Below are 23,408 nucleotides of genomic sequence, written 5' to 3' on the forward strand. Positions count from 1 at the left end.
AAAAAGAGCCGCGCCATAATTAGCGCAGCTCGTGCATAGCGTTTCTTTACCGCCTATTGGCGCTCAAAGCGGAAGATTTTTTCACCTTCCTTGTACAAATTCAGCCGGTCGCGCCCCTTCAACTCCATGTAGGCAGGGTCTTCGTCAATACCGCGGCTCATGCGCTCAATGCGATCCAACTTCTCCATAGAGACTTCTTCGCGCTCTTTTTGTTCCGCCAGCTCAGTTTCCATTTCCTGGAGTTTGAGGTAATGCGGAATCGCCGAGGCAAATACAGCTGAACAGAAAACCAAAACCAACAAACAAACTGCTAGGCGCACACCAGCTTGCATCTGAGCTGTCCGCTTTTGAATACGGTTAAACTCACCTGCACTGGCATAATAAGGTTCAGAATGTTTATCAAACGCCATTAACTACCTTGAAACATAAACTATTAGATAGGATTCAGCAAAGCCCAAATAGATAATTTTCTGAGCATCGGCTAAGCTATATATAGTAACGACTTGTGACATTTGCTAACAAATCCATAACACTTATCAGAAATTACATAGCCCGCTAAACCGTTAAGATGTACAAGTTAAACGCCTTATCACTAAGTGGATTACCATGTAAACACAAGGTGACGACTTTTACCGTAGACAGGCGATTTGAAATATGAAAGCCTACTAAAATCGCAAACGTATAAAACGTTTGCACCCCAAACATTTTTTACCCTATGCACTGTGTATCCTGCGGCACCTCGCTCCCCGAGTTCCCCCCACAAAGCAAACACTACGACTGCCAATGCGGCTATCGTCTGTGGTTTGTTCCTCACGGCAAAAATGAGTACCTCATGAGTTGCCACTCCTGTGGCAAACCTGGCGTGATCACCCGTGAGTTTTACCAAAGGAAAACCGCCTGCGACTGCGGTGCTCGCTGTGCTGCCATTGAGCTCAGCGCCACGCAATCACCAGCTGAAGAGCCAACGCCGGTTCCAGCTGAGGAAAAATCAGCTGCCGTGGAGCTGAAAACATCCACACCCAAAAGGCACAAAAAACCCGCCCCAGCTGCGGCCAAAGTAGCTGAGCCTGTAGCTGTCACGCTCAAACCAGCCGCACCCAAGCGCGCTGCAAAATCACCTCCTCCACCAGCCGCCGTCGCCCAGCCAGCAGCCCCAGCGCAGCCAGTTCGCCAACCAGCGCAGGCGGTCTATCAACAGCCGGTGGTGAAAGCCAAAAATAACTACCTTGGCATGCTTGCCTCAGTCGCCATTCTCGGCGGCGCACTCGCTGGCATTTATTACCTTCCCGAGCTGACTGGCAAAACCGACGACCAGCCAGCTGCAGAGGCAGAAACTGCCGCCGCCAAAGCGGAAGCTGTAGACACCTCGCTGATGCCAGCACAAATCGCTGAAATGGTGCGCGCTGATGAAGGTGAGCTCGAAATCAGCAAAACCACTAAGGTCAATGCAACGCTCACGCCTGAGAGCCCGCAGCAAGATATTCTGGGCAACTCAGCGCAAGGATACCAAAAGCTAGCGAACAAGCGCGAGACACCGCTCAGCGAAGCCAAGGTCACCAGCCAGCCGTCCAGCTACGAGGTGCTTCATTTTGAAGATAAAATTCAGCCCTTTCTGCAACAATACTGTGTCAGCTGCCACGGACCTGATGAACAAGAGGGCGACCTGCGACTCGATGACCTGAATGCTGAAATTGCTAGCGTCTTCGACATGGAGCTGTGGACGGATATTTTAGACAACCTCAACGCTGGCAGCATGCCGCCCAAAAAGGCCAAACAACCGGGCCACGAAGACATTCTAGCTGCGCTGGATCCACTCACGCATAGTTTATCAGAGGCCCGCTTGTACTTTGCATCAAAGTCAGGAAAATCAAAACTTCGCCGCCTGAACAAACGCGAATACATCCATACCGTCGAGCAGCTTACCGGCGTGCGCATCACCCCAGAAGACATTCCCGACGATACACGCAGTTATGGATTTGATACGGTAGCTTCAGGCCTCACCGTTTCCAGCCAGCAGATTTACGGATACCTTGAGCTGGCGGAAAAAGCCATCAAAGTCGCCTGCAATACCCCCAAAAACAGCCTCCACGCCAGACAAGAAGCCATCGACTTCGACATCGCCAACGTGCGCAAAAAAGCGATTGATGTGTACAAAAATAGGCATGTTCCCAAGGCTCAACAATACATTGATAAAATAGCCGCTCTGCGCGCCAAAGGGCTCAAAGATGAAGACATTGCCAAGCAAACTGGTAACGACGGCCTGACCATGCTGAACCGCAGCCTCAGGCTGAGCCAAGCGGTGCTCGATTCTCCGCTGCTAAAATACGAGAAACTGCCCTATACCGACACTGGCAGCCTGATTTTACCGCACGCCGATAAGACACTTGAGTCATTGGCCATCCCGCTGCGTCCGCCAAAAGCAGCCAAGGGAGAAAAGTCGATCACCTTAGCAAATGGCCACTACAAGCTGCGCCTCAAATGCGCTCAAGTCGGCGGCACCAGCTACCCACCGGTGCTTAAGGTCAGTATTGGTGTGAGACGCTCAGAAAAGATCGTCTTCGAAAATATCATCACCAGCACGCCTGACTCGCCTGAAACCATAGAGATCCCATTTTATTATAGTCACGACGACCGCGGCCAGCAGATCTCCTTCCGCTGCTACAATACCGCCTTTGAAAAGGCACCAAAACAAGAAGGATCCAAGCTGTTCACCGAAATGGTCAACCAGCTCACCAACCGCCGACGTAAGGCTTTTGGCAGCATCGATAAAAACCAATACGGCATCTGGCTGGGAGAAGCTCAGCTGATTCCCGTCGAAGGCAAATCGTCGCTCATTGGCTACAACCGCATATTCTTCAATGGCGACGACGATGAAAGCGACAGCTACGCCAAGGAAGTCATTCATAATTTTGCCAAAGAAGCCTTTCACAACAACCCGCCAACCCGCTCGTACATCGACAAATTGTTCAAGCTGTACCAGCAATCACTCGCTGACGGGTCCTCATTCAAAGAAGCGCTAGCCGAGCCACTGTCCATCGTGCTCGCCTCGCCGAGTTTCCTGTATCTAGCCGAAGACAGCGATCTAGAAGAAGGGTTTGAAGAAATCACCCAGAACGAGCTAGCTACCCGCTTGAGCTATTTCCTGTGGAGTTGCCAGCCAGATGATACGCTGAAAAAACTCGCTCGGGACGGCAAACTCAAAGACCTCGCCGTGCTGCAAGAACAAGTCATGCGCATGATCCAAGATCCCAAGTTTGACCATTTTAATGATGGATTCATCCACCAATGGCTCAAACTTTACAAAGTAGACGAAGTGGACCCCAACGACTTCCTTTACTCCAACTGGACTCACGCCGTGGCACAGGCATCCAAAGAAGAAAGCAAGCGATTCTTCAATACTCTGATCCGCAAAAACCGTCCGGTCCACGAGTTGATCAAAGCCGACTACCTCGTCGTTAACCGCCTGATGGCTGATTACTACGGCTTGCCAATCGATAAGCTGGGGCCACATTTCCAGCCGATCGCCAAACCACATGACAGCCCGCGTGGCGGACTGCTCAGCCAAGCGTCATTCCTCACCATGACCGGCAACGGCGACCGTACATCACCAGTCGAGCGCGGCGCCTACATCCTCTACAAATTCCTCGACTTTCCAGAAATGCAGCCGCCGCCAAACGTGCCGCAGCTAAGCATCGACAGCGGTGACATCGATACCACCGTGCCTGATGCCATGGCTGCTCACACCCAGCAGGTGCAGTGCGCCGCCTGCCACCATACCATCGACCCGATTGGCCTCGGGCTGGAAAACTTTGACGCCGCAGGCAACTGGAGAACCGAAGAAATCCTTCCAGCCAGCCCGTCTGACATCAAAAAAATGCGCCATCTGCCGCTGTCCACGCAGGGGCAAATGCCCGACGGTCAGCGCCAATTCGATAGCTATCATGGTCTTCAGGACGCCCTAATCCAAGACCGCGATGCCCTGGTGCGCAGTCTGGCGAAAGCCATGCTCACTTACTCACTGGCACGTCCAGTGGGTTTCCAAGATACCCCACTCATCGAAGACATTGTTGAGACTGTAAAACTCAACAATTACACCGCCCAAAGTTTAATCTTTGCCATCGTCCTTAGCGACACGTTCCAACAAAAATAACCAGCTACAACTATGATCCGCAAACGTCTCTCACGCCGCACTTTCCTAAAAAGTGCCTCTGCTACGATCGCCCTACCCTGGCTCGAATCGATGACCCCCCTATCCGCTGCTCAAGCTAGCACGGTGGCCACTGAAGCCCCGCGCCGCTTGATGTTTCTCAGCTACCCGTACGGGGTGACTGAAGAAGCATGGTTTCCAAAAACCGCTGGCGCCAAATACGAAATGCCCAAAGCGCTCAAACCGCTCGAGCGCTACCGCAAATACTTCTCCGTTGTCTCCAACCTGAGCAGCCAAGCGTGTCCATCGGTCCACAGTGGCTGCACCACCTTCCTCACCTGCGCAGACGTCTATCGCAATCCATCAATTGGATTTTCCAACACAGTGTCGTGCGACCAACTCGCCGCGGAACATTTCCTCGGCAAAACCCGCCTCCCGTCGCTCACGCTGACTGAAAAAGGTGAAGGCGGCATGGGCCCTGGCTCATCGCTGGCATGGGATTCTCGCGGCAGCGCCATTCCCGGTGAAGGCGACCCGATGAAAGTTTTTAATAAACTCTTCACCCCAGAAACACTCACCGAAGAACAACAACGCGATCGCCTAGCCCGCAAAGAAAGCGTGCTCGATACCATCCTCGACGACGCCAAGCGAATGGAGCGAGTCATCAGCTCGTCAGACAAAGACAAGCTGGATGAATATTTCACCTCCGTGCGGCAAATGGAACGCCAGCTGGAAGAAACCTCACAGTGGATTGGCAAACCAAAACCCAAATCACCACTCGCCCTCCCAGAAGCTGAGGAGTTCAAAGGATCACAAAAGATCAAGCTGATGTACGACCTCATGGTAGCTGCGCTGCAGACCGATCAAACCCGCGTCTGTTCGTACCGCCAGCCACTCAATGTGCTGCTCAAAGAGCTCGAGTCTGGCAACTGCGGGTCACACCAAATGAGCCACTACAAAGGTCACGACTCACGCTACGAAGTGTCACTGCGCAGAGACATCCTGCAAGCTCAGTCGCTCGCCTACCTGATCCATAAACTCGGCACCACCAAAGACGTTGCCGGCAACTCATTGCTCGATCAAACACTGGTGGCCTACGGCAGCAACATCCGCACCGTGCACATGCAGCGCAATATTCCATTCCTCCTAGCTGGAGGCACTGGCACCGGCGTCAAACAAGGGCAGCACTATGTGTTTGAGGAAAATGATACCCCGCTGGCAAATATGTGGCTGAGCATGCTCCAGCACACTGGCGTACAAGCTGAGTCATTCTCCAATAGCAACGGCACGCTGAAGGAAATTTTCCCCGTCTAAGCAGCAGCTAAAATTCACCAGCTAGCCAGCTGGCACAAAAAAAGACCCACAGATTAGTCGCTGTGGGTCCTTTTTTTACACTCATGGCTTCATGCCATGATAGCGATACGGCGAATAGCCACGCGATTTTACATAATTTACCGGAATCGTGTGCAACAATACCTTCCAAGTTGGTGGCGCGCCCGTCTCATACGCCCAAAAATGACTGCCCGAAGTGCCCTCGACGTAGCTTACAAATAGCAGCGCGTGGTCGTTGTTTTTGTTTAATATATCACCCGGCTGAAGGTCGGCGTAGCTGGGCAGCTTTTCACATAAACTCGCCAGCTCGCGGGTGGAATACGGACGATCCAGCCGCCAGCAGCGAGAAATTAGCCCTGAGCAATCGATGCCCGCAGCATATTGGCTGACGCCACTTTCCAGCTGGGCACGTTTGGCGCGGGTATAAACATCTCCCGCCGCATAACCTTGTTTGAGCTTTTTCTCAAAGCTGCGCGGGGTATCAAAACCACCCCACTTATACGGCATGCCCATATTTTCTTGGTCAACTTTCCACCACCCTGGGCGCGAGGAAATTCCATCGGGCATATCGGCATCAGGCGTATGCACGAGGATGCCATTGGCGTCTTTTGCGTGTTGCACATTTTGCTCACTCGCCGTCCAATACATTGTCCGGTATGCCTCGGCTATTCTCAGTGATTGCTCGCGCGTGACGGATTCTGCTGGCTGGAAATCTTGCCCGCCCGGCTGGCTGGAGATTTCACAAGAAACCAGCAAGCAGGCACACCAAGCTCCAGCTAAAGATTTAGGAAATTTAAAATTCATCGTTTGCTGGTGAAACCCTCCAGCTAGAAGGAATACAAGTCAACTTCCAGCTAGAGTAAAAAACGACCGCGATGTAACCATCCATGACCAAAATCCCCCATCATCACTACATTTTGCAACTTCACTCTTTCAAATCACCAGCTCAGCAGTTAAATCCTAATTATGTCTACAGCGCTACCTCCTAAACCACGCCATCGCGGAGCTAGATCTCATGTTCTTATCGTGGCTTCAGAGTACAATCAGGAATTCACCGACGCCCTAGTCACTAATACCCAAGAAGAACTCGATGAGCTTCTCGGCAGCGGTAGATGCGACCTCGTGCGCGTCCCCGGTGCCTTTGAAATTCCAGCTGTAGCTGAAGCCTTTATTGCCGAAGAAAAACCAGACGTTGTCATTGCGCTGGGGCTTATCTTACGTGGCCAAACCATGCACGGCGACCACATCGCCAGCACCGTGACCGAGACCCTCATGGAGATGTCCGTTCGTCACCGTATGCCTATTATCCATGAAGTTCTTCTTGTCGAAGACGAAAAACAAGCTTACGCACGCTGCATAGGCAGCAAGCTCAACCGCGGTCGTGAAGCCGCTCGCTCTGCTGTACGTGCATTAGACACCTTTGCGCAACTCAAACGCACCTCAACTAGACACTTTCCAAGCAATGCTTAAGCGACGCCAAATCCGCGAAACTGCCATTCAGTACCTATATTGTGCTGACCTCGAAGGAGGAGCCGCAGCCGAAAACCTCGAAGAAACATTCTGGCAAATTGCCCAAGAATCAAATATTCGCAAACTGGCTCTCGCCAAAAACAAAGCCATCCAGCACATCACTCAAGGACGTCCTGGAAGAATTGAAAAATTTGTAGCTCGCCAGCCAGAAGCACAATCATTGCTCGGCAGCTATACTGACTACGCCGTATTCAACGGCATCCTCGTCAAACTCACTGAAGGGGAAAGCAAACTCAGCACATGCCTCGATCGACTCAGCCAGCTGGCTAAAGACGAAGACGAACAAGCTGAGTTTGAAGAAATGCTCGAAGAAGTTTTTGTGCTCAACCACAGCCTGCAAAATAGCCGTAAAGAATGGCACAAGCAGTGTGAAGATTTTCCTGAACTGAGCGGAAAACTGCAAGCATGCACCGCCGCCATCGTCCAACTTGGCCGCATTTCTGAGCGCCTCGATATCGTCGAATTCCCAGAAAAACAGCCAGGACATCCAGCCACTAGCCACATCGAAAGCTCATCAGAAGAGCTGCAGGGACTGCGCCGCGAAGCTGGCAAAATGATCAAAGGTGTGCTCGATAATAAAGAGACACTCGACGCAAAACTCTCTGAGTGCATCGAGAACTTCTCACCTGAGCGTATCGACCCGATCGACCGCGCCGTGATGCGCCTTGCTGTGTACGAACTACTGAACTGCCCAGACGTTCCACGCGCCGTTGCCATCAACGAGGCTATTGAAATCGCTCGCCGATTTGGCTCCAGCCAGTCAGCCAGATTTATCAATGGTGTGCTCGATGCGGTAAAATAATCGATACATCAGTACACATTAACCCCTAAATTTCTGTACTAGCAGGCATTGCCGCTTGCCGCATGGTATCTTGCGTGATTGGATAATGGCACTAAATATTAACCCATCTTCCAGCACTTTTACTAAGAACTATGAGCCAAGCGATAGAATTTTTCGGACTTGAAAATCTGAGCCAAAAAGGAGCCCTGATCATCCCAGGCCGCCTAGATTTTCACGAAGTTCTCCAGCTGGAAAACAAACTCGCAGACCGCCAGATCACCTGGCTGTGCGAGGAAAACATCTCACTCGAGTTCACCGAGCAGGCATTTCTAGAAGCCGAGCAGCGCAATGTGCTCGCCTTCTCGCTCGACGACGACCCGCAGCTCGTCGGCAAAAAACTAAAGGAATCACTCGCCAACAATGGCGTGATTATTTTCCTAGCTGGCCAGGCACGCACCCACCGCGGTGACATTTCACCAGTACCGGCCAGCCACCTGCAGTTCCTCTGCAAACTGGGCCTGCCAATTCACGCGCTCTCCTGCCACATGGTGGAAGAAAATGCCTTATGCACAGATATTCTGCGCAACCTGCCCAAGGCCATCATCAGCCTCAGCGTGGAAATTCCAGCCAAGCAAGCGAGCCCAGCTAGCTGGCGCGAAGCTCTGGTACTTGGCGACGAACGCAACTACTCGTCACGCTCATTTTTAGAAGGATCGCTGACGCTCAACCTGCTAGCTGGCCTGAAAAAACACGGCAGCACCAGCTCCATCACAGATGGCACGGATGACTCCACGCTCAGCTACGATAAGATTTTAGGTGCCGCCATCGCGCTCTCTCAGATCATCAAGCAAGAGACCAAAAAGAAGCGCGTGGCCATCATTCTGCCTCCCGGCAAAGGTGGTCTGGTAGCCAACCTCGCGGTACTTTTTGCTAATAAAATCCCGGTGAACATCAACTTCACCGCCAGCAACCGCGCCATTCACTCGTCTATTCGCCAAGCTGGCGTAGACAAATACATCACCGCGGATCCATTCATCCGCAAAATGCCACACTACCCGTGGCCGCCAAACCGCGACATCATCTACATCGAGCGCGAGCTGCCAGTCTTGAAAAAGAAAATCATCCGCTGGGTGATCCTCAGCAAGATTCTGCCAGTTCCCGTGCTTGCCAAGATGCTCGGCCTCGGCGAAGACCGCAACAACGACGAAGCCGTCTTGCTTTTCACCTCAGGCTCGTCTGGCGAACCAAAAGGTGTGCCGCTCAGCCACCGCAATGTGCTCGCCAATATTTGCCAATTTGGCTCACGCGTCAATATGTCTAACGAGCACACCTTGCTCGGCTGTTTGCCACTATTCCACAGCTTTGGCAGCACCGTGACGCTGTGGTATCCATGTATCGAAGGCATCAACCTAGTCACCTACCCGAGCCCGCTGGAAACCAAGCGCCTTGCCGACCTGATCGAAGCGCACCAGATCAGCCTGCTCATCAATACACCTACATTCCTGCGTGGCTACATGCGCCGCGTGGATCCAGAGAAACTCAAATCGCTCAAGCTCATCGCTACTGGCGCAGAAAAACTGCCGCGTTCGCTGGCGGAAAAATTTGCTGAGAAATTTGGCATCATGCCGATGGAGGGATACGGGCTCACCGAAACCAGCCCAGCCACCAACCTCAACATCCCAGATATGCTGGTGGATGGCACCGGCTGCGATATCCCATCCAACAAAGCTGGCTCGGTGGGTAAACTGCTTCCCGGCATCGCCGTCAAGCTGACCAACCCAGCCAACGACAAAGCCACACCAATTAGCGAACAAGGGGTGATCTGGCTGAAAGGATCCAACATTTTCCAAGGCTACCTGAAAGATGCCGCCAAAACTGACGAAGTCATCAAAGATGGCTGGCTCAATACCGGTGACATCGGTCGCGTCGACGACGACGGGTTCCTCTACATCGAAGGGCGCATTTCACGATTCTCAAAAATCGCCGGCGAAATGGTGCCTCACGAAACCGTCGAAGCCGCCATCAACCAGATCTACGAGCTCGATCAAGAAACCGAGCGCAAAATTGCCGTCGTTGGTGTGCCTGACGAACAAAAGGGTGAAGCCATCGTGCTCCTCAGCACTCTCTGTGGCGATACCTACCACCAGGAATGCATCGACCTGCGCTACAAGCTCATGGACATGGGAATCCCATCGCTCTGGTGCCCGCGTAACTTCATCCCAGTGGAAGAAATCCCTGTGCTCGCCTCTGGCAAGCTCGACATCAAAGGGTGCGAGCAACTGGCCCAAGAGCTCAGCTAAGCCGCTGAATCTTGCCATTTTTTCTCCAGCTGGAAATCTCCTCCAGCTGGGGCACTTTCAGCTGGCGGGAAAAATCCAGCCAGCGAGCTCACCCTCACACGCGCATATAAACGAGGCTATGCCAGGCGATGTAGATGAAGATCATCGGCACCAGCCAGCGGCAAACACGATCGATTTTTTTGCCAATGTGTGCCTTTTCCTTCTGCGCCAAAACCGCGGTGGTGACAGCTAATATCAAAGTCACAAAAACCAATACGGTAGAGGCAAAAACAAATCCATCCATGCGTGTGATGTAGGAAATCTGCGGCATCTCTTTGCCAATGGCAAAACGATAGGCAATCAAAGTCAGCATCGACGTTGTCGCCACACCAATCTGTGGACCCGCCTTAGCCGCGTCCACCCAGAAGACAATCCACGACATCATGACGATGAAAACCAATGGGCTCATCACCTTGACGACATAATAATTCGACGAACGCTGGGCTTGCAGGTCGACAATATATACCGAGCGTTTAGGCAGATCATCAAACAAGGCACCTTGGCCGAGCTCGACATCCCAGCCTGTGATTTCCCAGTCGGGCAGTGAGAACTTTTTGGCTAAGCCAGACGGGAATCGATCATCCTTCACAAGAACCACCGATTGGTGAGAATCGCCAGCTGCCATCATTTTGATGTAAAAGTGCTGTTTATCGAAAGGGAAGTTACGCAAATCTAGCGGCTGGGACAAATTCCCCCACACTCGCTGAATCATCAATACTTCACCATTCGGGCTCACATTGGCTTCTTCTGGCAGGGTTTTGAAAAGCTTTTGTTGGTTGGTAATCTGAATCTGCGGGTACCAAATATCACCCAGATCAACAACCACATCGTGCTCAGCGTCGTGCTTGAGCCTATCGTCCTGCCAGCGCACCATATAAGCATAGTTCACTGTGAAATTCTGTTTTGCAGAATCAATCTGCTCAATATCGATCAGCGCAAAGCGCACCCAGACTTTTACCGGGCCGCCACCAGATTCAGGCAGGCTTTTCAGATCGTCCTGATCGAGGTCTAATGCCATCGCCGAGATGCTGGTTAACCACAAAAATAACAATACAAATAGACGTTTCATGCACCTGCTCTAGCATTTCTATCACTAAGCTCAATCACCAAAAACTACTGCGACGCCAAAACTGCTGCCAGCAATCCACTTGACTCACCTGCCAAACCCGCTATCAAGCGCTTAACCAATTCCCTAGAACAACTATGAAAATGACCCGCCAACGCGTAGTTAATTGCACCATTGGAGTCGCTGTCGCCCTCGTGTGCACATTCATTTATTCTGTCTACATCGTGCTCGAGCTCATCGGCATCGTCGGCTAGACAGGAACATCAGGATTTCCCCAACCACTCACCAGCTCGCGTCCATCTTGGCCGCGAGCTTTTTTTTCTAGCTAGCTCAAATTTACATCCAGCTAGTCTATTTCTAACTAGCCAGCTAGGATGACACGCATGGATTCTGGACAGCGCGTGACGCTCATGCTAAGCCATCGACATGGCAAACATTGAAATCGTTGGCAACTATCAAGCGCAGTGGGGCGAAGGTCCAATTTGGTGGAATGACAAACTTTACTACGTAGATATCGAAAAACACGTCGTTGTTATTTTTGATCCAGCTAGCGGTGAAGAGAAATTTCTCCCTGTAGGTGAACGCGTCGGCACCGTGGTTCCTCGCGAGTCTGGCGGTTTGGTCATCGCTGGCGACAATGGCCTGTATTTCCTCGATGAAACCACTGGCGAACTCGAACACATTATCGACCCTGAGCCAGAGCTAGAAAATAACCGCTTCAATGACGGCAAATGCTCACCAGATGGACGATTTTTTGCAGGCACTATCAGCCTAGTGAAAAAACAAGAAGCCGCACTCTACCAGCTGGATGCCGAAGGCTCACTGCAGCACGCCTACGGCCCTGTGACCAACTCCAATGGCCTAGCCTGGTCAGCGGACGCATCCACACTTTATTACATCGACACCCCACGCCGCGCCGTCATCGCCTTTGATTACTCTGAGACCACAGGAGAAATTTCCCGCGAACGCCAAGTCATCAACACTGGCCACATCGACGCCTCACCAGATGGCATGACCATCGATGCCGAAGGGAAACTTTGGGTCGCATTCTGCCACGGATCATGTGTCGTGCGCTTCTGCCCAGAAACTGGATCCGAACTCCAGCGCGTCGAACTCCCCGTCATGGAAACAACCGCATGTGCCTTTGGCGGCGACAATCTCGACGAACTCTACGTCACCACCGGCATCCACGGTAGCATCGAAGAAGAAAATGCTGGCCGACTCTACAAAATCACCGGGCTCGGCGTGAAGGGCATTCCAGCATTCGCCTACAAAGGGTAAAACCATCCACTCTCAAACAAAATGCTCAGCTGACTCCAGCTGGGCATTTTTTGTGCCCTCAGGTCACGCCGAGTGCGCGGACCACTTCATTTTCCCCAGCCAGCTAGGCAAAAATAATGGCCGACTCTCTCACCCAAGAAAAGCCGGCCATTACAAACACAAACAATGAAAAAACCCCAATAGTTATGAATGACTATTAAGTGAACGAAATGATTTAGGGGAAGGTAAAAACCGTTAGCTAGATATCAGCTCGTTGTATACAAGAAGCGTCACGACTAAATCATTTTTCTAAAAAATTACGATTTGTATATCAGATCAAAAACGACCGTACGAACACTAGTTCTGGCACGCTAAATTTGCCCTAAAAAATCAGCTGGATCTAAAAAAGGATGGCCAGCTCTCTCACCCCTGAGAAGCTGGCCATCAAAACACAAACAATGAAAAAACCCCAATAGTTATGAAGACTATCAAGTAAACGAATTGAAATTTAAATAAGGTAAATCCCTTAGCTAGACATCAGCTCGTTGTATACAAGAAGCGTCACCACCAAATCATTTTTCTAAAAAATTCCTCGCAGCCAAAAAATCACCCAAACAGGCGTACCAAACCAACTTGTGATCAGCAGATTAGCTAGATTCAGCCCGTCCAGCTGGGACAAAAAAAGGCCAGCTCTCTCACCCCTGAGAAGCTGGCCCATATAACACAAACAATGAAAAAAACCTAACAGTCTCAATGAACTATCAAGTAAACGAAATGAAGGAAGGCGAGGTATAGTCGCTTAGCTTGGTATCAGCTCGTTCTAATCATAAAGCGACACGACTAGACCATTTTTCTAAAAAATCTATATTTCCATACTAACTGGATAAACAACCGTGCAGAAGCGGTTTTTCCCACCGCCCCATCGATGAAATATTCCAAGCGGAAAAACCATCAGGGCACAAAAAGAGATGGCCAGCTCTCTCACCCCTGAGAAGCTGACCATCACAAACACAAACAATGAAAAAACCCTAATAGTTATGGGAGACTACTAAGTAAGCAAAACCAGGAGCTCAATCGAGTATGGGGAGTCGAGTGAACCACCGTGCCCTGCTGTACATAAAAAGCGCCGCAGCGAAGTTTTTTGTCTGACCAATCTATAAATACCCCAAAAGACCACAAACAAACGTGCCAACCAAGCCATTCAAAACGAACAGATAACAAATCCCAAAACCGGCACCAATACAATGCCCAAGCCAGCTAGATCCTGCGACGAGAATTGGATGAAATCCCGCTAAATAATGCACGGCATTTTTTCTCCACATGACCGGTGATTCCTTATTCCACATAGCATGCAGCTGGAAACAACTTGGGTTTTTCCGGGTTTTTCCCAGCCGCCAGCTGAGCTCACCAACCAGCTGGCAAACCACAATCCAGCCAGCTTCCTCAGCGAGCTCGCCACCCCACCAATTCGGCAGGATCACCGCTAAATAATGCACGGCATTTTTTCGTCATACGGCAGCATTACCGCTAAATAATGCACGGCATTTTTTCTCCACACGACCGGTGAGTCCATATTCCACAAAGCATCCAGCTGGAAACAACTTGGGTTTTTCCGGGTTTTCCCAGCCGCCAGCTGAGCTCGCCAGCCAGCTGGCAAACCACAATCCAGCCAGCTTTCTCAGCTTTCACCATGCTAAGGAGCAAAAAAAGGTCCAAAGGACCAAGAGATCACAGCCCAGACCAAGGCAGGGCTGAAAGCCTAACGCAGGTCTGGGTGATCGCCCCGAAGAGATCTGAAGCCCCAAAGGGGCGAGAAAAAGCGCACTAGCTAGCTATGAGTGAGCTCACCAGCGGGCTATTTGAGGGCAAAAAGATAGCGGCTAGATCACTCACCCAAGAGAAGCTAGCCGCTACCAAACACAAACAATGAAAAAAACCAGTAGTCAGCGATGACTCCTAGCACAAGACGTTTGCACTAAACTAAATGAAGACTCCATATCAATCACTTACTACTTGCGTCTTGTACTAGTGAAGCGCCACAAAGCATGGTTTTGTTTAAAAAAGCATTTCTTTTTTTCCAACCTAGATTTTCCATTTATCCACGATGATTCAGGGCGCGTCTTTCCAGCTGGTTTTTGGGCAATAAAATGACCGGTACTCAAATAAATGAGGTACCGGCCATCCATACACACAAACAATGAAAAATCTTAACAGTCAATGACTAGACAGATTTTAGAACTTCTTCACTGAGCGTTGGGATGATGAATAAACCCTGTCTCACGCGCGCCCAGTTTAGGTTCTGATTAGTATAAGCATCTGGTCATGAGAATTTTTCATATATTGTGATTTTTTTATCAAAAAACACTAAAGGCTCGCCATAACACATGGACAATAGCTACCCGCAAGACATTTAGGCTGATGCAGATAGAGCTGAAACCATCTCTTTATGTGAGGTGAAATGATCTTTGCCTAAAGCTAAGAAAAACCTCACCTGCACCACATCTGGCTGATTCGGTAGCCAGCACAATAAGGCGCCAGTGGATGATTTTTCTAAATCCCACAGCTGCGCGCGCTCAGGTCGCACCCAGCCAATTTCCTGCATGCGGGAAAAAAACTGCTCGCGAGACATGCCAGCTGGCACCGCTAGCTGGCTATCGACGGTGCGATATTTCTCCTGTGGCTCGGCCAGCACCACCGGGTCAGCTAGCTCCAGCTGGCTGCGGAATTTGCGGCTATGCCAATGGCGTGTCCACCGGCGAATCTTCTGCTGCGCCCACGATACGAGCTGGAGTTTCAGCTGAGATTTGCGTCCATTGTGGCCAGCGGCCAGCGGACGCATTGGCATCACATACCGATGCAGCTGCTGGTATGGCTCCGCGCCGACGATACCATGATAAATCACCGCATCGGCATCCATGCTGCCCAGATGGTTTACTGAGCTCATGGCTGCGCCGGTATAGATCACCCCTTCCCAGCTGGCGCCTTGGTTGCGGCGAAATCGCTCAGGGTGCTCACGCATCAATAATGCCTCGGCTCGCCCGTATCCACGTTGTTGTTTCAGGTAGCGGTAGAGCGTCGTGCGCCGGTGGTGCCAAACAAAAGCCGCGCCGGAAAATCCCAGCTGGTAACCGGCCTCGCGCAAGCGCCAACAAAAATCCACATCATCACCCGCCACCCAGTAAATAGAGTCAAACCCACCAATTGCCTCAAAGGCATCTCGGCGCACACACAAGTTGCAGCCAGGCAAATGCTCGGCCTCCACATCATCCAGCATCACATGCGACGGGCCACCTGGAGCTGACGCCACGATGGCCTGCGCTTCATTCTCCGCAGCTGGCGGTAAATTCGGTCCACCACAAGCATCCCAGTCTAGCTGGTTAAATCCATGAGCAATCCATTTCAACCACGCTGGATCTGGCTCGCAGTCATCATCGGTATAAGCAAAAATCTCCCCCTTCGCCTTGCTGGCGCCAAGGTTACGCGCGGCGCTCAAGCCTGCGTGTGGCTGGCGGATCAGCCGTACTTTGGAAAATTCACCCACCACCTGCTCGATGTTGTCTTGGGATCCATCGTCCACCACGATCACCTCGTATTTAGCATAATCCAGCTGGCTGAGCGCCTGCAGGCACGCCTTCATGCGATGCGCGCCATTATGCACACAAACAATCACCGAGATCTTTGGCCAGTAAGCCTTAGGGTAGCGGTCTAACCCAGCCTCAGGGCCGTCCACCTTCTTCAGCTGGGCAGTCAAATCAGCCAGCGCTGGTTTGGCTGAGCCATCTCGGCGTTTCAGCCCAAAACTCCAATCATCCACCACTCGTCCACCATTAAACCAACGGTCAGACCAAGCGTACACCGTCGTCCCAGCTAGCCCAGCTAGCAAGCATTCCTCCAGCTGCCAGCACAGCAGCTCGCTTTGTTCAGCTTCAGCGTGGCGCTGGGTATCCATGCCCACCTCGGAGATCAAGACGGGGCGGTCGCCAGCCAAATGGTGCAGACGCGGTAAATATCCGGCAAAATCACCGCGGTCTTCTAAATAAATATTATACGCAGTGAAGTCCGCATTGCTCGGCTCCAGAAACTCGCTTGTTGGGTAGTTGGAATACGCAAATAACAAATGTGGCATCAGCTCGCGGCCTAGCTCGATCAGCTCTTGCAGCGCATTCACACAGCGGTGCACTTCCAGCCAGCGCGCGAGGTCTGAGTTCAGCTCGTTAGCTACGTAAACTGCCGCCACCGCTTGATGTTTCCCCCAGCGCAGCAGTGATTTTTTAAACTGCTCACGCACCTCCAGCCAGCTGGATTTGCTGCGCAAAAAATCATCCTGCCACGGCCAGGAAACCCCAACAAATACCCATAGGCCATTTGCCAGCGCCGCATCCAATAACTCATCGCTCGGGTCACCATAAATGCGGATCGCATTAAACCCTGCCGACCGCACCTCAGCAAGTTCACTCGCCGGATCTGGCTGCGGGTCTGGAAACGGACCAAATGTCACACATTTGATAAAAACACGCTGGCCAGCTGAAGAAAAAAATTTCCCCACCACCGTCAGCCTGTGTCTCACCGCATCATTCACAAAAAATGACCTACCAAAACATCTCGCCATTGTCAGCCGCAAAGCCCTACTAACTACTAGCTAGCTAGCTGGCCGCGATAAGACACTATCGATTGGAAATCTCAAGGCCTCCCACCAATGAATTTTTCACCGCGCAAATCCTGCGCCCTTGTGCGTAAGCAAAATTCTGAAATACAAGAGAACCCTTTTTGCTTTGCCCACTGAATCTGCTCATCACGGTAAATGATTGAATCGGGTCATCCGATTTCTGGGAAAATGATAGCCCGCGAGCGACCAAATCATCTTCCGTGGCTCTGCCGCGCGTTTCTTTGATGTAGATATCACAGCAACTTTTCTTCCAATCCATCACCATCCATACACAATAATAGGCATCCGGATCTGGCTCCACTACCGAATAAACAAGCTTCGGCTCCTGCTTGCCATTAGGCACAAGAAAATCCACCCCATTGCCTGATTCAGACTTACGTAACATCAGCCACACTTTCAGATTGTGCGCAAACTTCACCTTCTTCACAGGCACCGTAGATAAACCAATATAATGTAAGAGATCCTCGTCTAAAATCGAAAATTCATAATAATAGGTAGCCACCTCTCCCGGGAGCACTGGCGGGCACGGGCCGCTCACACCAGCAAGTTTATTGGATTTATTTCCGCCGATAATAACAGCTTTTTTATCCCATGAAGTATGCAAACAGCTCAGTGGATTCTGAGTCTCTAGCAGCCCCCAACCATCTGGCAATTCAGCATTTTTTCGGGATCTATGAAATGGCTCATAGACTTCCACTGCCTGTAACAATTGGGGGATTACCAGAAATATAATTGTGCATATATAAAAAGCTCTCACGTTCGTCTTAATCGTCAATTCTACATGACAGATCAAGGCTAAAACGAATTAATAAATGACGCCCTCACATCGCCATTTGCCTACGAGCTGAACAAGCGTCTTAGAACCAAGTGATAATGCAAATCAAACATCGTCCGCATATGCGACGCAGAATCACCATTCTCCAGCTGGCGGAACTTCTCGATGCTCTATTTCTGCGAAGACTCAGGGCCACCAGCTAAGGCGGTATTAATTCCTCCTAGCTGGACGCCTTTGCCATAAGCCCAATTCTTTAGCTCAAGCGAACCGTTTTTGGGTTCAGCACATTTTTTACACATCACGGCAAATGATTGAACAGGCCCCTTCAATCCCTTGTGAAATGGCACCTTGCGAGCAAGTAAATCATCCTCTGTCGCCTTTCCTCGCTGGCTTTTTAAATAAACATCAAAACAGCTATTCTTTGAATCCATCACCAGCCAGAGACAATAAGTTACACTCGCATCTGGCCTGAGAGAGGAATAAATTCGCTTTGCATCCTTTTGCCCAGTGGGAACAAAAATATCCACGCCTTCACCAGTAGATGATTTGCGTAGCAGTAGCCACATGCTCAAAGTACCCGAAGACCTAACACCTTCCAAAGGTAGAGATGAATAACCTAAGTAATGGAAAAGTTCCTCATCTAATAGTGAAAACTCACAATAATAGGTAGCCACTTCGCCAGCTTTGACCTGCGGACAAGGACGGCTAATTCCAGCAATCTTAGAGGAAATATTCCCACCGATAACAATGGTCTTCTCAAGCCAAGATGTCTCCACAAAATTCAATGGAGTTTTCCCATCCATCGGCCCCCAAGTATCTGGCAATACAGCCTCTTTGTGGCTGCGCTCAAATAATTCATACACTTCCTGGGCCTGCAGAAATTGGGGGGTTACCATAAATATAATAACACATATATAAAAAGTCCTCACGCTCGTCTTAATCGCCAATTGTGAATGACAGATCAAGAGCAAAAGAAACAATGAATGACATCGTGTTTCAAATTGAAAATTTAGTTAACAAGCAAACACTTAAAGCTCAACCCGTAACACAAACGAACCATAGTATGAATCCCTGTGACTGTTTTATCCAAGGCAAGCTACACAAATCAGCCACATCGACTTAGAGAAGCTGCACGCCCCACCAAAAGACAGAAAAACCTGTCTATTTATTAAAATCGATTCAGCTGGCAACCTTTCGCAAAAGCTAAATTTTTCAGCAAAATAGCACCACTTTTCAGCTCACTACTACGCTTGCTCATCACCGCGACAGTTTGCAGATCACGCTTCGCTATTTTATTAAAATCCACTCCTTTGGCTACCAAATCATCTTCACTTGCCGCACCAGTCCCAGCCTCTTTCAGATAGACATCATAGGTGAATGCCACGGTATCTAAAACCAGCCACATCGAATAATACACCCCTTCAGCCGGCTCCATGTTGGCTGAAATCACACTCGATTTCCCATCAGGCAAAGCAGCTAACAAATCCACCCCAAAACCACTGGATGAGTTGCGCAGGATCACACTGGCCTTCAAGTTACTCTCATCCTTCATCGCCTTTGCCAGAGTTGAGGAAATGCCAATGTAATGATTCACTTGGTCGTGCTGCAGCGAAAACTCAAAATAATAAGTGCCGACTTCGCCAATATTGAGCATTGGCACCTGACGCACCCAGCCAGCTAGGTCGTCTGATCGATTACCGCCAAAAACCAAAACCTGCGCATCCCAATCCGTGCGCGTAGGCGTGATCCTCGCAGACTGGGACATCGGCGCCCAGCCATTTGGCAGTTCGCCACCTTTACACTTGGTAGAAAAATCCTCGTACAACTCGCTAGCTAAAGAGGTAATACTACACAACGGCAGGAAAATAATTGCATATATGAACTTCAAACTCACACATATGTAATCGCTAACTATTCTCAATTCAGCAAGTTAAAAACCTCATCCAGCTAGCTAGAGCAACATCACATGACATTTACCGTCAATTTATAATGAGGCGCTCTTCATGAAAGTCCCACAACGCAACTAGCGCAGATTGGCTAGGCTCCCATGGTAATCCACTGAACCTAACGACACACCCTTAGCATAGGCAAAATTGCGCATTCTCAGCAGCCCCCTAACATCCTCACCACTCCAACGGGTAAGCATGGCAAATGTACAAATTGGCCGATCTACGGGTTTATTAAAACGCACTTTCTCAGCCAGTAGGTCCTCGCGGTCAGCTTCCCCAGAGCCCGCTTCCTTCAGGTAGATGTCAAAACAGAAATTTTTCATATCCACCACCATCCACAGTCCATAATACCTCTCGTAAGCAGGCTGCAAGCCAGTGACCACGGTGGTTACTTTCCCACCTGGCTCGGAGACCAAGAGGTCCACGCCATCACCAGTCGCAGACTCGCGCAGCACCACGTGCGCGGTAAAGTGGCTGAGTATTTTAAACCGCTGCGGCCTAGTTAGAGAGACACCAATATGGTGGTTGAGCTCAGTATCCTCCAAGGAAAACTCATAATAATAAGTACCCACACGTCCTAGTTCTAACTCAGGAACTGGCCGCAACCAGCCAGATAGCCATTTCGATTCACAGCCCCCAAAAATAAGCGAACGATTATCCCAATCAGTCCTAACCGGACACACGCTGGAGTGACCATGCATTGCAATCCACTCGCGAGGTAATATACTGCTCCGCGACGGGCGATCAAAATACTCATACAAAACCTGCGCCGAGAGCTGCAGGGGGGCTAACAACAACAATGCAAACAGACTAAGTTTCAGAACTTTCACAAACCTGTTAACTGAAATTCCATCGGATCAATCAAGATCTAAAGAACGATTGAGAGGACAGGTCGGAAAATTGCTAAATGTTTAGTTGATTATCAATCACTTAACTTACAATCCGTAATACATTTAAACTGTAGTATCAAAAATAATGACAAATTGGCTGAAAAAAGAATGGTTTCTCGCAGGTATGGTCGCCGCCATTCTGCTCGCAATTGCATTTCCAGCTCCTGGCGTCTCAGCTGGACCACTCCAGCTGGATACAATCACCTCCCTTGGCATTGCGCTAATCTTCTTTCTCCACGGCATCGGTCTGTCGCCCAAAGCCATCATCGCAGGCATGAGCAACTGGCGACTGCACCTCTACGTCCAGTCTATCACTTTCCTCGTCTATCCACTGATCTGGCTGATCTGCGGCGATGGCCTACAAGCCTTTATGCCTGCCGCCCTGGCCTTTGGTTTCTGCTACTTATTTGCCCTGCCTAGCACCATTTCTTCGTCCGTAGCGATGACCAGTATCGCCCGCGGCAACGTGCCTGGCGCCATCTTCAATGCCTCGCTCTCTAGCATCCTCGGTGTTTTTATTACCCCATTTCTCGTCCAGCTTTTCATGGGCCTAGACGGCGTCAGCATGGACCTATCAGCCACAGTTAGCTCCATTGCCAAAATCCTCATTCTGCCCATGATCCTTGGCCAACTGCTGCGCCGCCTACTCTTGCCGTGGCTGGACAAACGAAAATCAATCGTCAACAAAGTCGACAAAATCGTCATCCTCTTGATTGTCTACAATGCCTTCTGCGACTCAGTAGCAGGCGGCATCTGGGCTGATTTCTCCATCTGGCTGCTAGCCGTCACCATCATTATCAGCGGCCTAGTATTGTTAGCTATTTCACACGGCATCACCAAGTCCACTGGCTGGCTGAAGTTTTCCAAGGAAGATGAAATTGCCGCCGTCTTCTGCGGCACCAAGAAAACTCTCGCCGCTGGCATCCCGATGGCCAAAATCATCTTCGCAGGAGACCCCGCCCTCGGCATGCTCTTGCTGCCCATCATGATCTATCACCCGATTCAGATCTTCTACTGCGCCGTGCTCGCCAACCGCTACGCCAAGCGGCCCCAGCTGGATAACAATTAGTCATTCGACCTTGCCTAGCAGCTAGGCTGAATTTAGCCTGCCGCATGTCCAAGCAATACGCACTCATTCTCGCAGGCGGCAGCGGCACACGCTTCTGGCCATTATCTAGAAATGCCAAACCAAAGCAACTGCTCAACCTGTTTGGAGACACCACCTTGCTCGGCCAAACGATAGACCGCCTCAAAGGGCTCATCCCGGTCGAAAATATCTTCATCCTCACTAACGAGCTGCAAGAACAAGGCGTACGCGAATGCGCTCCTGAGCTGCCAGCTGAAAACATCTTTGCCGAGCCAGCCAAGCGTGATACCGCTCCAGCCGTAGCCCTCGGCATCGGCCTCATCGCCGCCCGCGATCCCGAAGCCACCATGATGGTGCTGCCAGCGGACCAGCTCATCCAAGACACCGCCAGCTACCACCAAGTGATGGCCGACGCACTTACTGTTGCAGCGTCTAGCGAATCCCTTCTAACTATCGGCATCAAACCAACTTGGCCATGCCCATCATACGGCTACATCGAGCGCGGCGACGCCCTCCAGCTAGATATGCCTGAGCTGAAAAACCAAGTCTATCAAGTTAGCCGATTCCGCGAAAAACCAAACCCTGAGCTGGCCCAACAATTCCTCGACCAAGGCAATTTCTCATGGAATGCAGGCATGTTCATCTGGTCCATCGCCAGCGTCACCAAAGAGCTCGCCCAGCACACACCTGAGCTAGCCAAGTTCATTGAAGACATCGCCGCAGCTGACGATACTAAAGCATTTGTTAAAGAAAACTTCCCTGAGCTCACGCCAATTTCCATCGACTACGCGCTGATGGAAAAAGCCAAAACCGTGCTCAACATCGAAGCCACCTTCGACTGGGACGACGTCGGCTCGTGGATCTCCGTCGCCAAATACCTCGACGAACAAGGTGACAATAACAAAACCAATACCGAGCTGGCTGAAATCGATAGCCAAAACAACATCGTCTTCAACGCCAGACCAGGAACGAAAGTAGCCCTGCTAGGCTGCGACGACCTCATCGTTGTGCAAACTGATGACGCGTTGTTAGTATGCAACCGCCACCAAGCCGACGCCATCAAAAACCTCGGCGGCCAGCTGCCCGCCGAATTACTCTAACTAACTCATCTGACCATGCTTCATCCCGTCCTCTGCATTGACTACGGCTCCGCGCGAATTGGCCTCGCCATCACCGATCCCGTCGGCATCATGGCCCATCCGCTAGAAACAATCCACTGCAAGGATGTGAATCCATTGCTGAGGATTGCCGAGCTGATAGAGCAAAGACAGGTGAAGCAGCTGGTGGTTGGCCTGCCCTATCACCTCGACGGTCGCGAGGGCGACGCTGCCGAAAAAGTCTACGGATTTGTCAAACGCCTGCAGGAGCACATTCCCCAGCTGCCCATCCACTACTGCGACGAAAGGCTCAGCACCGTAGCTGCGGCTAACAAACTGCGCCAAGCTGGCAAAAAAGCCAAGTCGCACAAAAATATCATCGACCAAGCCGCCGCTGTAGAAATCCTCAACGATTGGCTCACTAGCCAAGATACCAGCTACGAGCTGCCGCCAGAAGGGTTCTAGCATCCCCCCATCGCCAGCTAGCTG

The 23,408-nt window shown here is 50.8% G+C and carries 18 protein-coding genes; 10 read left to right on the forward strand and 8 right to left on the reverse strand.

The window, feature by feature from the left end:
• Window positions 1-53: 53 nt before the first annotated feature.
• Window positions 54-410, reverse strand: coding sequence for an FtsB family cell division protein (locus JIN82_RS04250; protein WP_200310398.1), 357 nt, complete (start codon window positions 408-410; stop codon window positions 54-56).
• A 305-nt stretch (window positions 411-715) separates the two neighbouring features.
• Here JIN82_RS04250 and JIN82_RS04255 point away from each other — a divergent pair, with 305 nt between their 5' ends.
• Both JIN82_RS04255 and JIN82_RS04260 read left to right on the forward strand, forming a co-directional pair.
• A complete protein-coding gene (locus JIN82_RS04255; protein ID WP_200310399.1) occupies window positions 716-4,150 on the forward strand; it encodes a DUF1592 domain-containing protein in 3,435 nt (1,144 codons plus the stop codon).
• Window positions 4,151-4,162: 12 nt separating this feature from the next.
• Window positions 4,163-5,461, forward strand: coding sequence for a DUF1552 domain-containing protein (locus JIN82_RS04260; protein WP_200310400.1), 1,299 nt, complete (start codon window positions 4,163-4,165; stop codon window positions 5,459-5,461).
• An 81-nt stretch (window positions 5,462-5,542) separates the two neighbouring features.
• Here JIN82_RS04260 and JIN82_RS04265 read toward each other — a convergent pair whose 3' ends face one another.
• Window positions 5,543-6,283, reverse strand: a complete 741-nt coding sequence (locus tag JIN82_RS04265; RefSeq protein WP_200310401.1) for an NlpC/P60 family protein — start codon at window positions 6,281-6,283, stop codon at window positions 5,543-5,545.
• 162 nt (window positions 6,284-6,445) lie between these two features.
• Between JIN82_RS04265 and ribH the strand changes: the two genes are divergently transcribed.
• From ribH to JIN82_RS04280, 3 genes are all read left to right on the forward strand, one after another.
• Window positions 6,446-6,949, forward strand: a complete 504-nt coding sequence (gene ribH / locus JIN82_RS04270) for a 6,7-dimethyl-8-ribityllumazine synthase (RefSeq protein ID WP_200310402.1) — start codon at window positions 6,446-6,448, stop codon at window positions 6,947-6,949.
• Window positions 6,942-7,811, forward strand: coding sequence for a transcription antitermination factor NusB (gene nusB / locus JIN82_RS04275; protein ID WP_200310403.1), 870 nt, complete (start codon window positions 6,942-6,944; stop codon window positions 7,809-7,811). Before ribH ends, nusB begins: the two co-directional genes overlap by 8 nt.
• Window positions 7,812-7,942: 131 nt before the next feature.
• Window positions 7,943-10,090, forward strand: a complete 2,148-nt coding sequence (locus tag JIN82_RS04280) for an AMP-binding protein (RefSeq protein ID WP_200310404.1) — start codon at window positions 7,943-7,945, stop codon at window positions 10,088-10,090.
• Between the two features lie 94 nt (window positions 10,091-10,184).
• Here JIN82_RS04280 and JIN82_RS04285 read toward each other — a convergent pair whose 3' ends face one another.
• On the reverse strand, window positions 10,185-11,198 hold the full coding sequence (locus JIN82_RS04285) for a ligand-gated ion channel (RefSeq protein ID WP_200310405.1): 1,014 nt from the start codon (window positions 11,196-11,198) through the stop codon (window positions 10,185-10,187).
• 423 nt (window positions 11,199-11,621) lie between these two features.
• On the opposite strand from JIN82_RS04285, the gene JIN82_RS04290 reads away from it, so the two are divergent.
• Entirely contained in the window at window positions 11,622-12,476 is an 855-nt protein-coding gene (locus tag JIN82_RS04290; protein WP_200310406.1) for an SMP-30/gluconolactonase/LRE family protein, read from the forward strand.
• 1,328 nt (window positions 12,477-13,804) lie between these two features.
• Window positions 13,805-13,942, forward strand: a complete 138-nt coding sequence (locus JIN82_RS04295; protein ID WP_200310407.1) for a hypothetical protein — start codon at window positions 13,805-13,807, stop codon at window positions 13,940-13,942.
• Window positions 13,943-14,865: 923 nt separating this feature from the next.
• On the opposite strand, the gene JIN82_RS04300 is transcribed toward JIN82_RS04295, so the two are convergent.
• The 5 genes from JIN82_RS04300 to JIN82_RS04320 all read right to left on the reverse strand — a co-directional run bounded on the left by JIN82_RS04300 (window position 14,866) and on the right by JIN82_RS04320 (window position 20,675).
• The gene (locus JIN82_RS04300) at window positions 14,866-17,064 is read right to left on the reverse strand and encodes a glycosyltransferase (protein WP_200310408.1); all 2,199 of its coding nucleotides are present in this window, start codon (window positions 17,062-17,064) and stop codon (window positions 14,866-14,868) included.
• A 55-nt stretch (window positions 17,065-17,119) separates the two neighbouring features.
• Window positions 17,120-17,725 carry a hypothetical protein gene (locus tag JIN82_RS04305; protein ID WP_200310409.1) on the reverse strand — a complete coding sequence of 202 codons (606 nt, stop codon included), beginning with the start codon at window positions 17,723-17,725 and terminating at the stop codon, window positions 17,120-17,122.
• A gap of 341 nt (window positions 17,726-18,066) precedes the next feature.
• Entirely contained in the window at window positions 18,067-18,876 is an 810-nt protein-coding gene (locus JIN82_RS04310) for a hypothetical protein (RefSeq protein ID WP_234041763.1), read from the reverse strand.
• A 188-nt stretch (window positions 18,877-19,064) separates the two neighbouring features.
• The gene (locus tag JIN82_RS04315; RefSeq protein WP_200310411.1) at window positions 19,065-19,784 is read right to left on the reverse strand and encodes a hypothetical protein; all 720 of its coding nucleotides are present in this window, start codon (window positions 19,782-19,784) and stop codon (window positions 19,065-19,067) included.
• A gap of 135 nt (window positions 19,785-19,919) precedes the next feature.
• A complete protein-coding gene (locus JIN82_RS04320; RefSeq protein WP_200310412.1) occupies window positions 19,920-20,675 on the reverse strand; it encodes a hypothetical protein in 756 nt (251 codons plus the stop codon).
• Between the two features lie 145 nt (window positions 20,676-20,820).
• On the opposite strand from JIN82_RS04320, the gene JIN82_RS04325 reads away from it, so the two are divergent.
• Genes JIN82_RS04325 through ruvX form a run of 3 tightly spaced genes read left to right on the forward strand, consistent with a single transcriptional unit; the run spans window position 20,821 to window position 23,384 of the window.
• Window positions 20,821-21,804 (forward strand): bile acid:sodium symporter family protein, encoded by a 984-nt coding sequence (locus JIN82_RS04325; RefSeq protein WP_200310413.1) that lies wholly within the window; start codon window positions 20,821-20,823, stop codon window positions 21,802-21,804.
• A gap of 44 nt (window positions 21,805-21,848) precedes the next feature.
• Complete coding sequence (locus JIN82_RS04330) at window positions 21,849-22,922, forward strand: mannose-1-phosphate guanylyltransferase (protein ID WP_200310414.1); 1,074 nt, start codon at window positions 21,849-21,851, stop codon at window positions 22,920-22,922.
• Window positions 22,923-22,937: 15 nt separating this feature from the next.
• The gene (gene ruvX / locus JIN82_RS04335) at window positions 22,938-23,384 is read left to right on the forward strand and encodes a Holliday junction resolvase RuvX (RefSeq protein ID WP_234041764.1); all 447 of its coding nucleotides are present in this window, start codon (window positions 22,938-22,940) and stop codon (window positions 23,382-23,384) included.
• Window positions 23,385-23,408: the final 24 nt, after the last annotated feature.

Source organism: Persicirhabdus sediminis (assembly GCF_016595495.1).
Lineage (GTDB): Bacteria > Verrucomicrobiota > Verrucomicrobiia > Verrucomicrobiales > Akkermansiaceae > Persicirhabdus > Persicirhabdus sediminis.

Excerpts from the sequence above, each read along its gene's own strand:
- JIN82_RS04250 (WP_200310398.1), bottom strand. The coding sequence starts at position 410 with ATGGCGTTTGATAAACATTCTGAACCTTATTATGCCAGTGCAGGTGAG.
- JIN82_RS04255 (WP_200310399.1), top strand. The coding sequence starts at position 716 with ATGCACTGTGTATCCTGCGGCACCTCGCTCCCCGAGTTCCCCCCACAA.
- JIN82_RS04260 (WP_200310400.1), top strand. The coding sequence starts at position 4,163 with ATGATCCGCAAACGTCTCTCACGCCGCACTTTCCTAAAAAGTGCCTCT.
- JIN82_RS04265 (WP_200310401.1), bottom strand. The coding sequence starts at position 6,283 with ATGAATTTTAAATTTCCTAAATCTTTAGCTGGAGCTTGGTGTGCCTGC.
- ribH (WP_200310402.1), top strand. The coding sequence starts at position 6,446 with ATGTCTACAGCGCTACCTCCTAAACCACGCCATCGCGGAGCTAGATCT.
- nusB (WP_200310403.1), top strand. The coding sequence starts at position 6,942 with ATGCTTAAGCGACGCCAAATCCGCGAAACTGCCATTCAGTACCTATAT.
- JIN82_RS04280 (WP_200310404.1), top strand. The coding sequence starts at position 7,943 with ATGAGCCAAGCGATAGAATTTTTCGGACTTGAAAATCTGAGCCAAAAA.
- JIN82_RS04285 (WP_200310405.1), bottom strand. The coding sequence starts at position 11,198 with ATGAAACGTCTATTTGTATTGTTATTTTTGTGGTTAACCAGCATCTCG.
- JIN82_RS04290 (WP_200310406.1), top strand. The coding sequence starts at position 11,622 with ATGGCAAACATTGAAATCGTTGGCAACTATCAAGCGCAGTGGGGCGAA.
- JIN82_RS04295 (WP_200310407.1), top strand. The coding sequence starts at position 13,805 with ATGCAGCTGGAAACAACTTGGGTTTTTCCGGGTTTTTCCCAGCCGCCA.
- JIN82_RS04300 (WP_200310408.1), bottom strand. The coding sequence starts at position 17,064 with ATGGCGAGATGTTTTGGTAGGTCATTTTTTGTGAATGATGCGGTGAGA.
- JIN82_RS04325 (WP_200310413.1), top strand. The coding sequence starts at position 20,821 with ATGACAAATTGGCTGAAAAAAGAATGGTTTCTCGCAGGTATGGTCGCC.
- JIN82_RS04330 (WP_200310414.1), top strand. The coding sequence starts at position 21,849 with ATGTCCAAGCAATACGCACTCATTCTCGCAGGCGGCAGCGGCACACGC.
- ruvX (WP_234041764.1), top strand. The coding sequence starts at position 22,938 with ATGCTTCATCCCGTCCTCTGCATTGACTACGGCTCCGCGCGAATTGGC.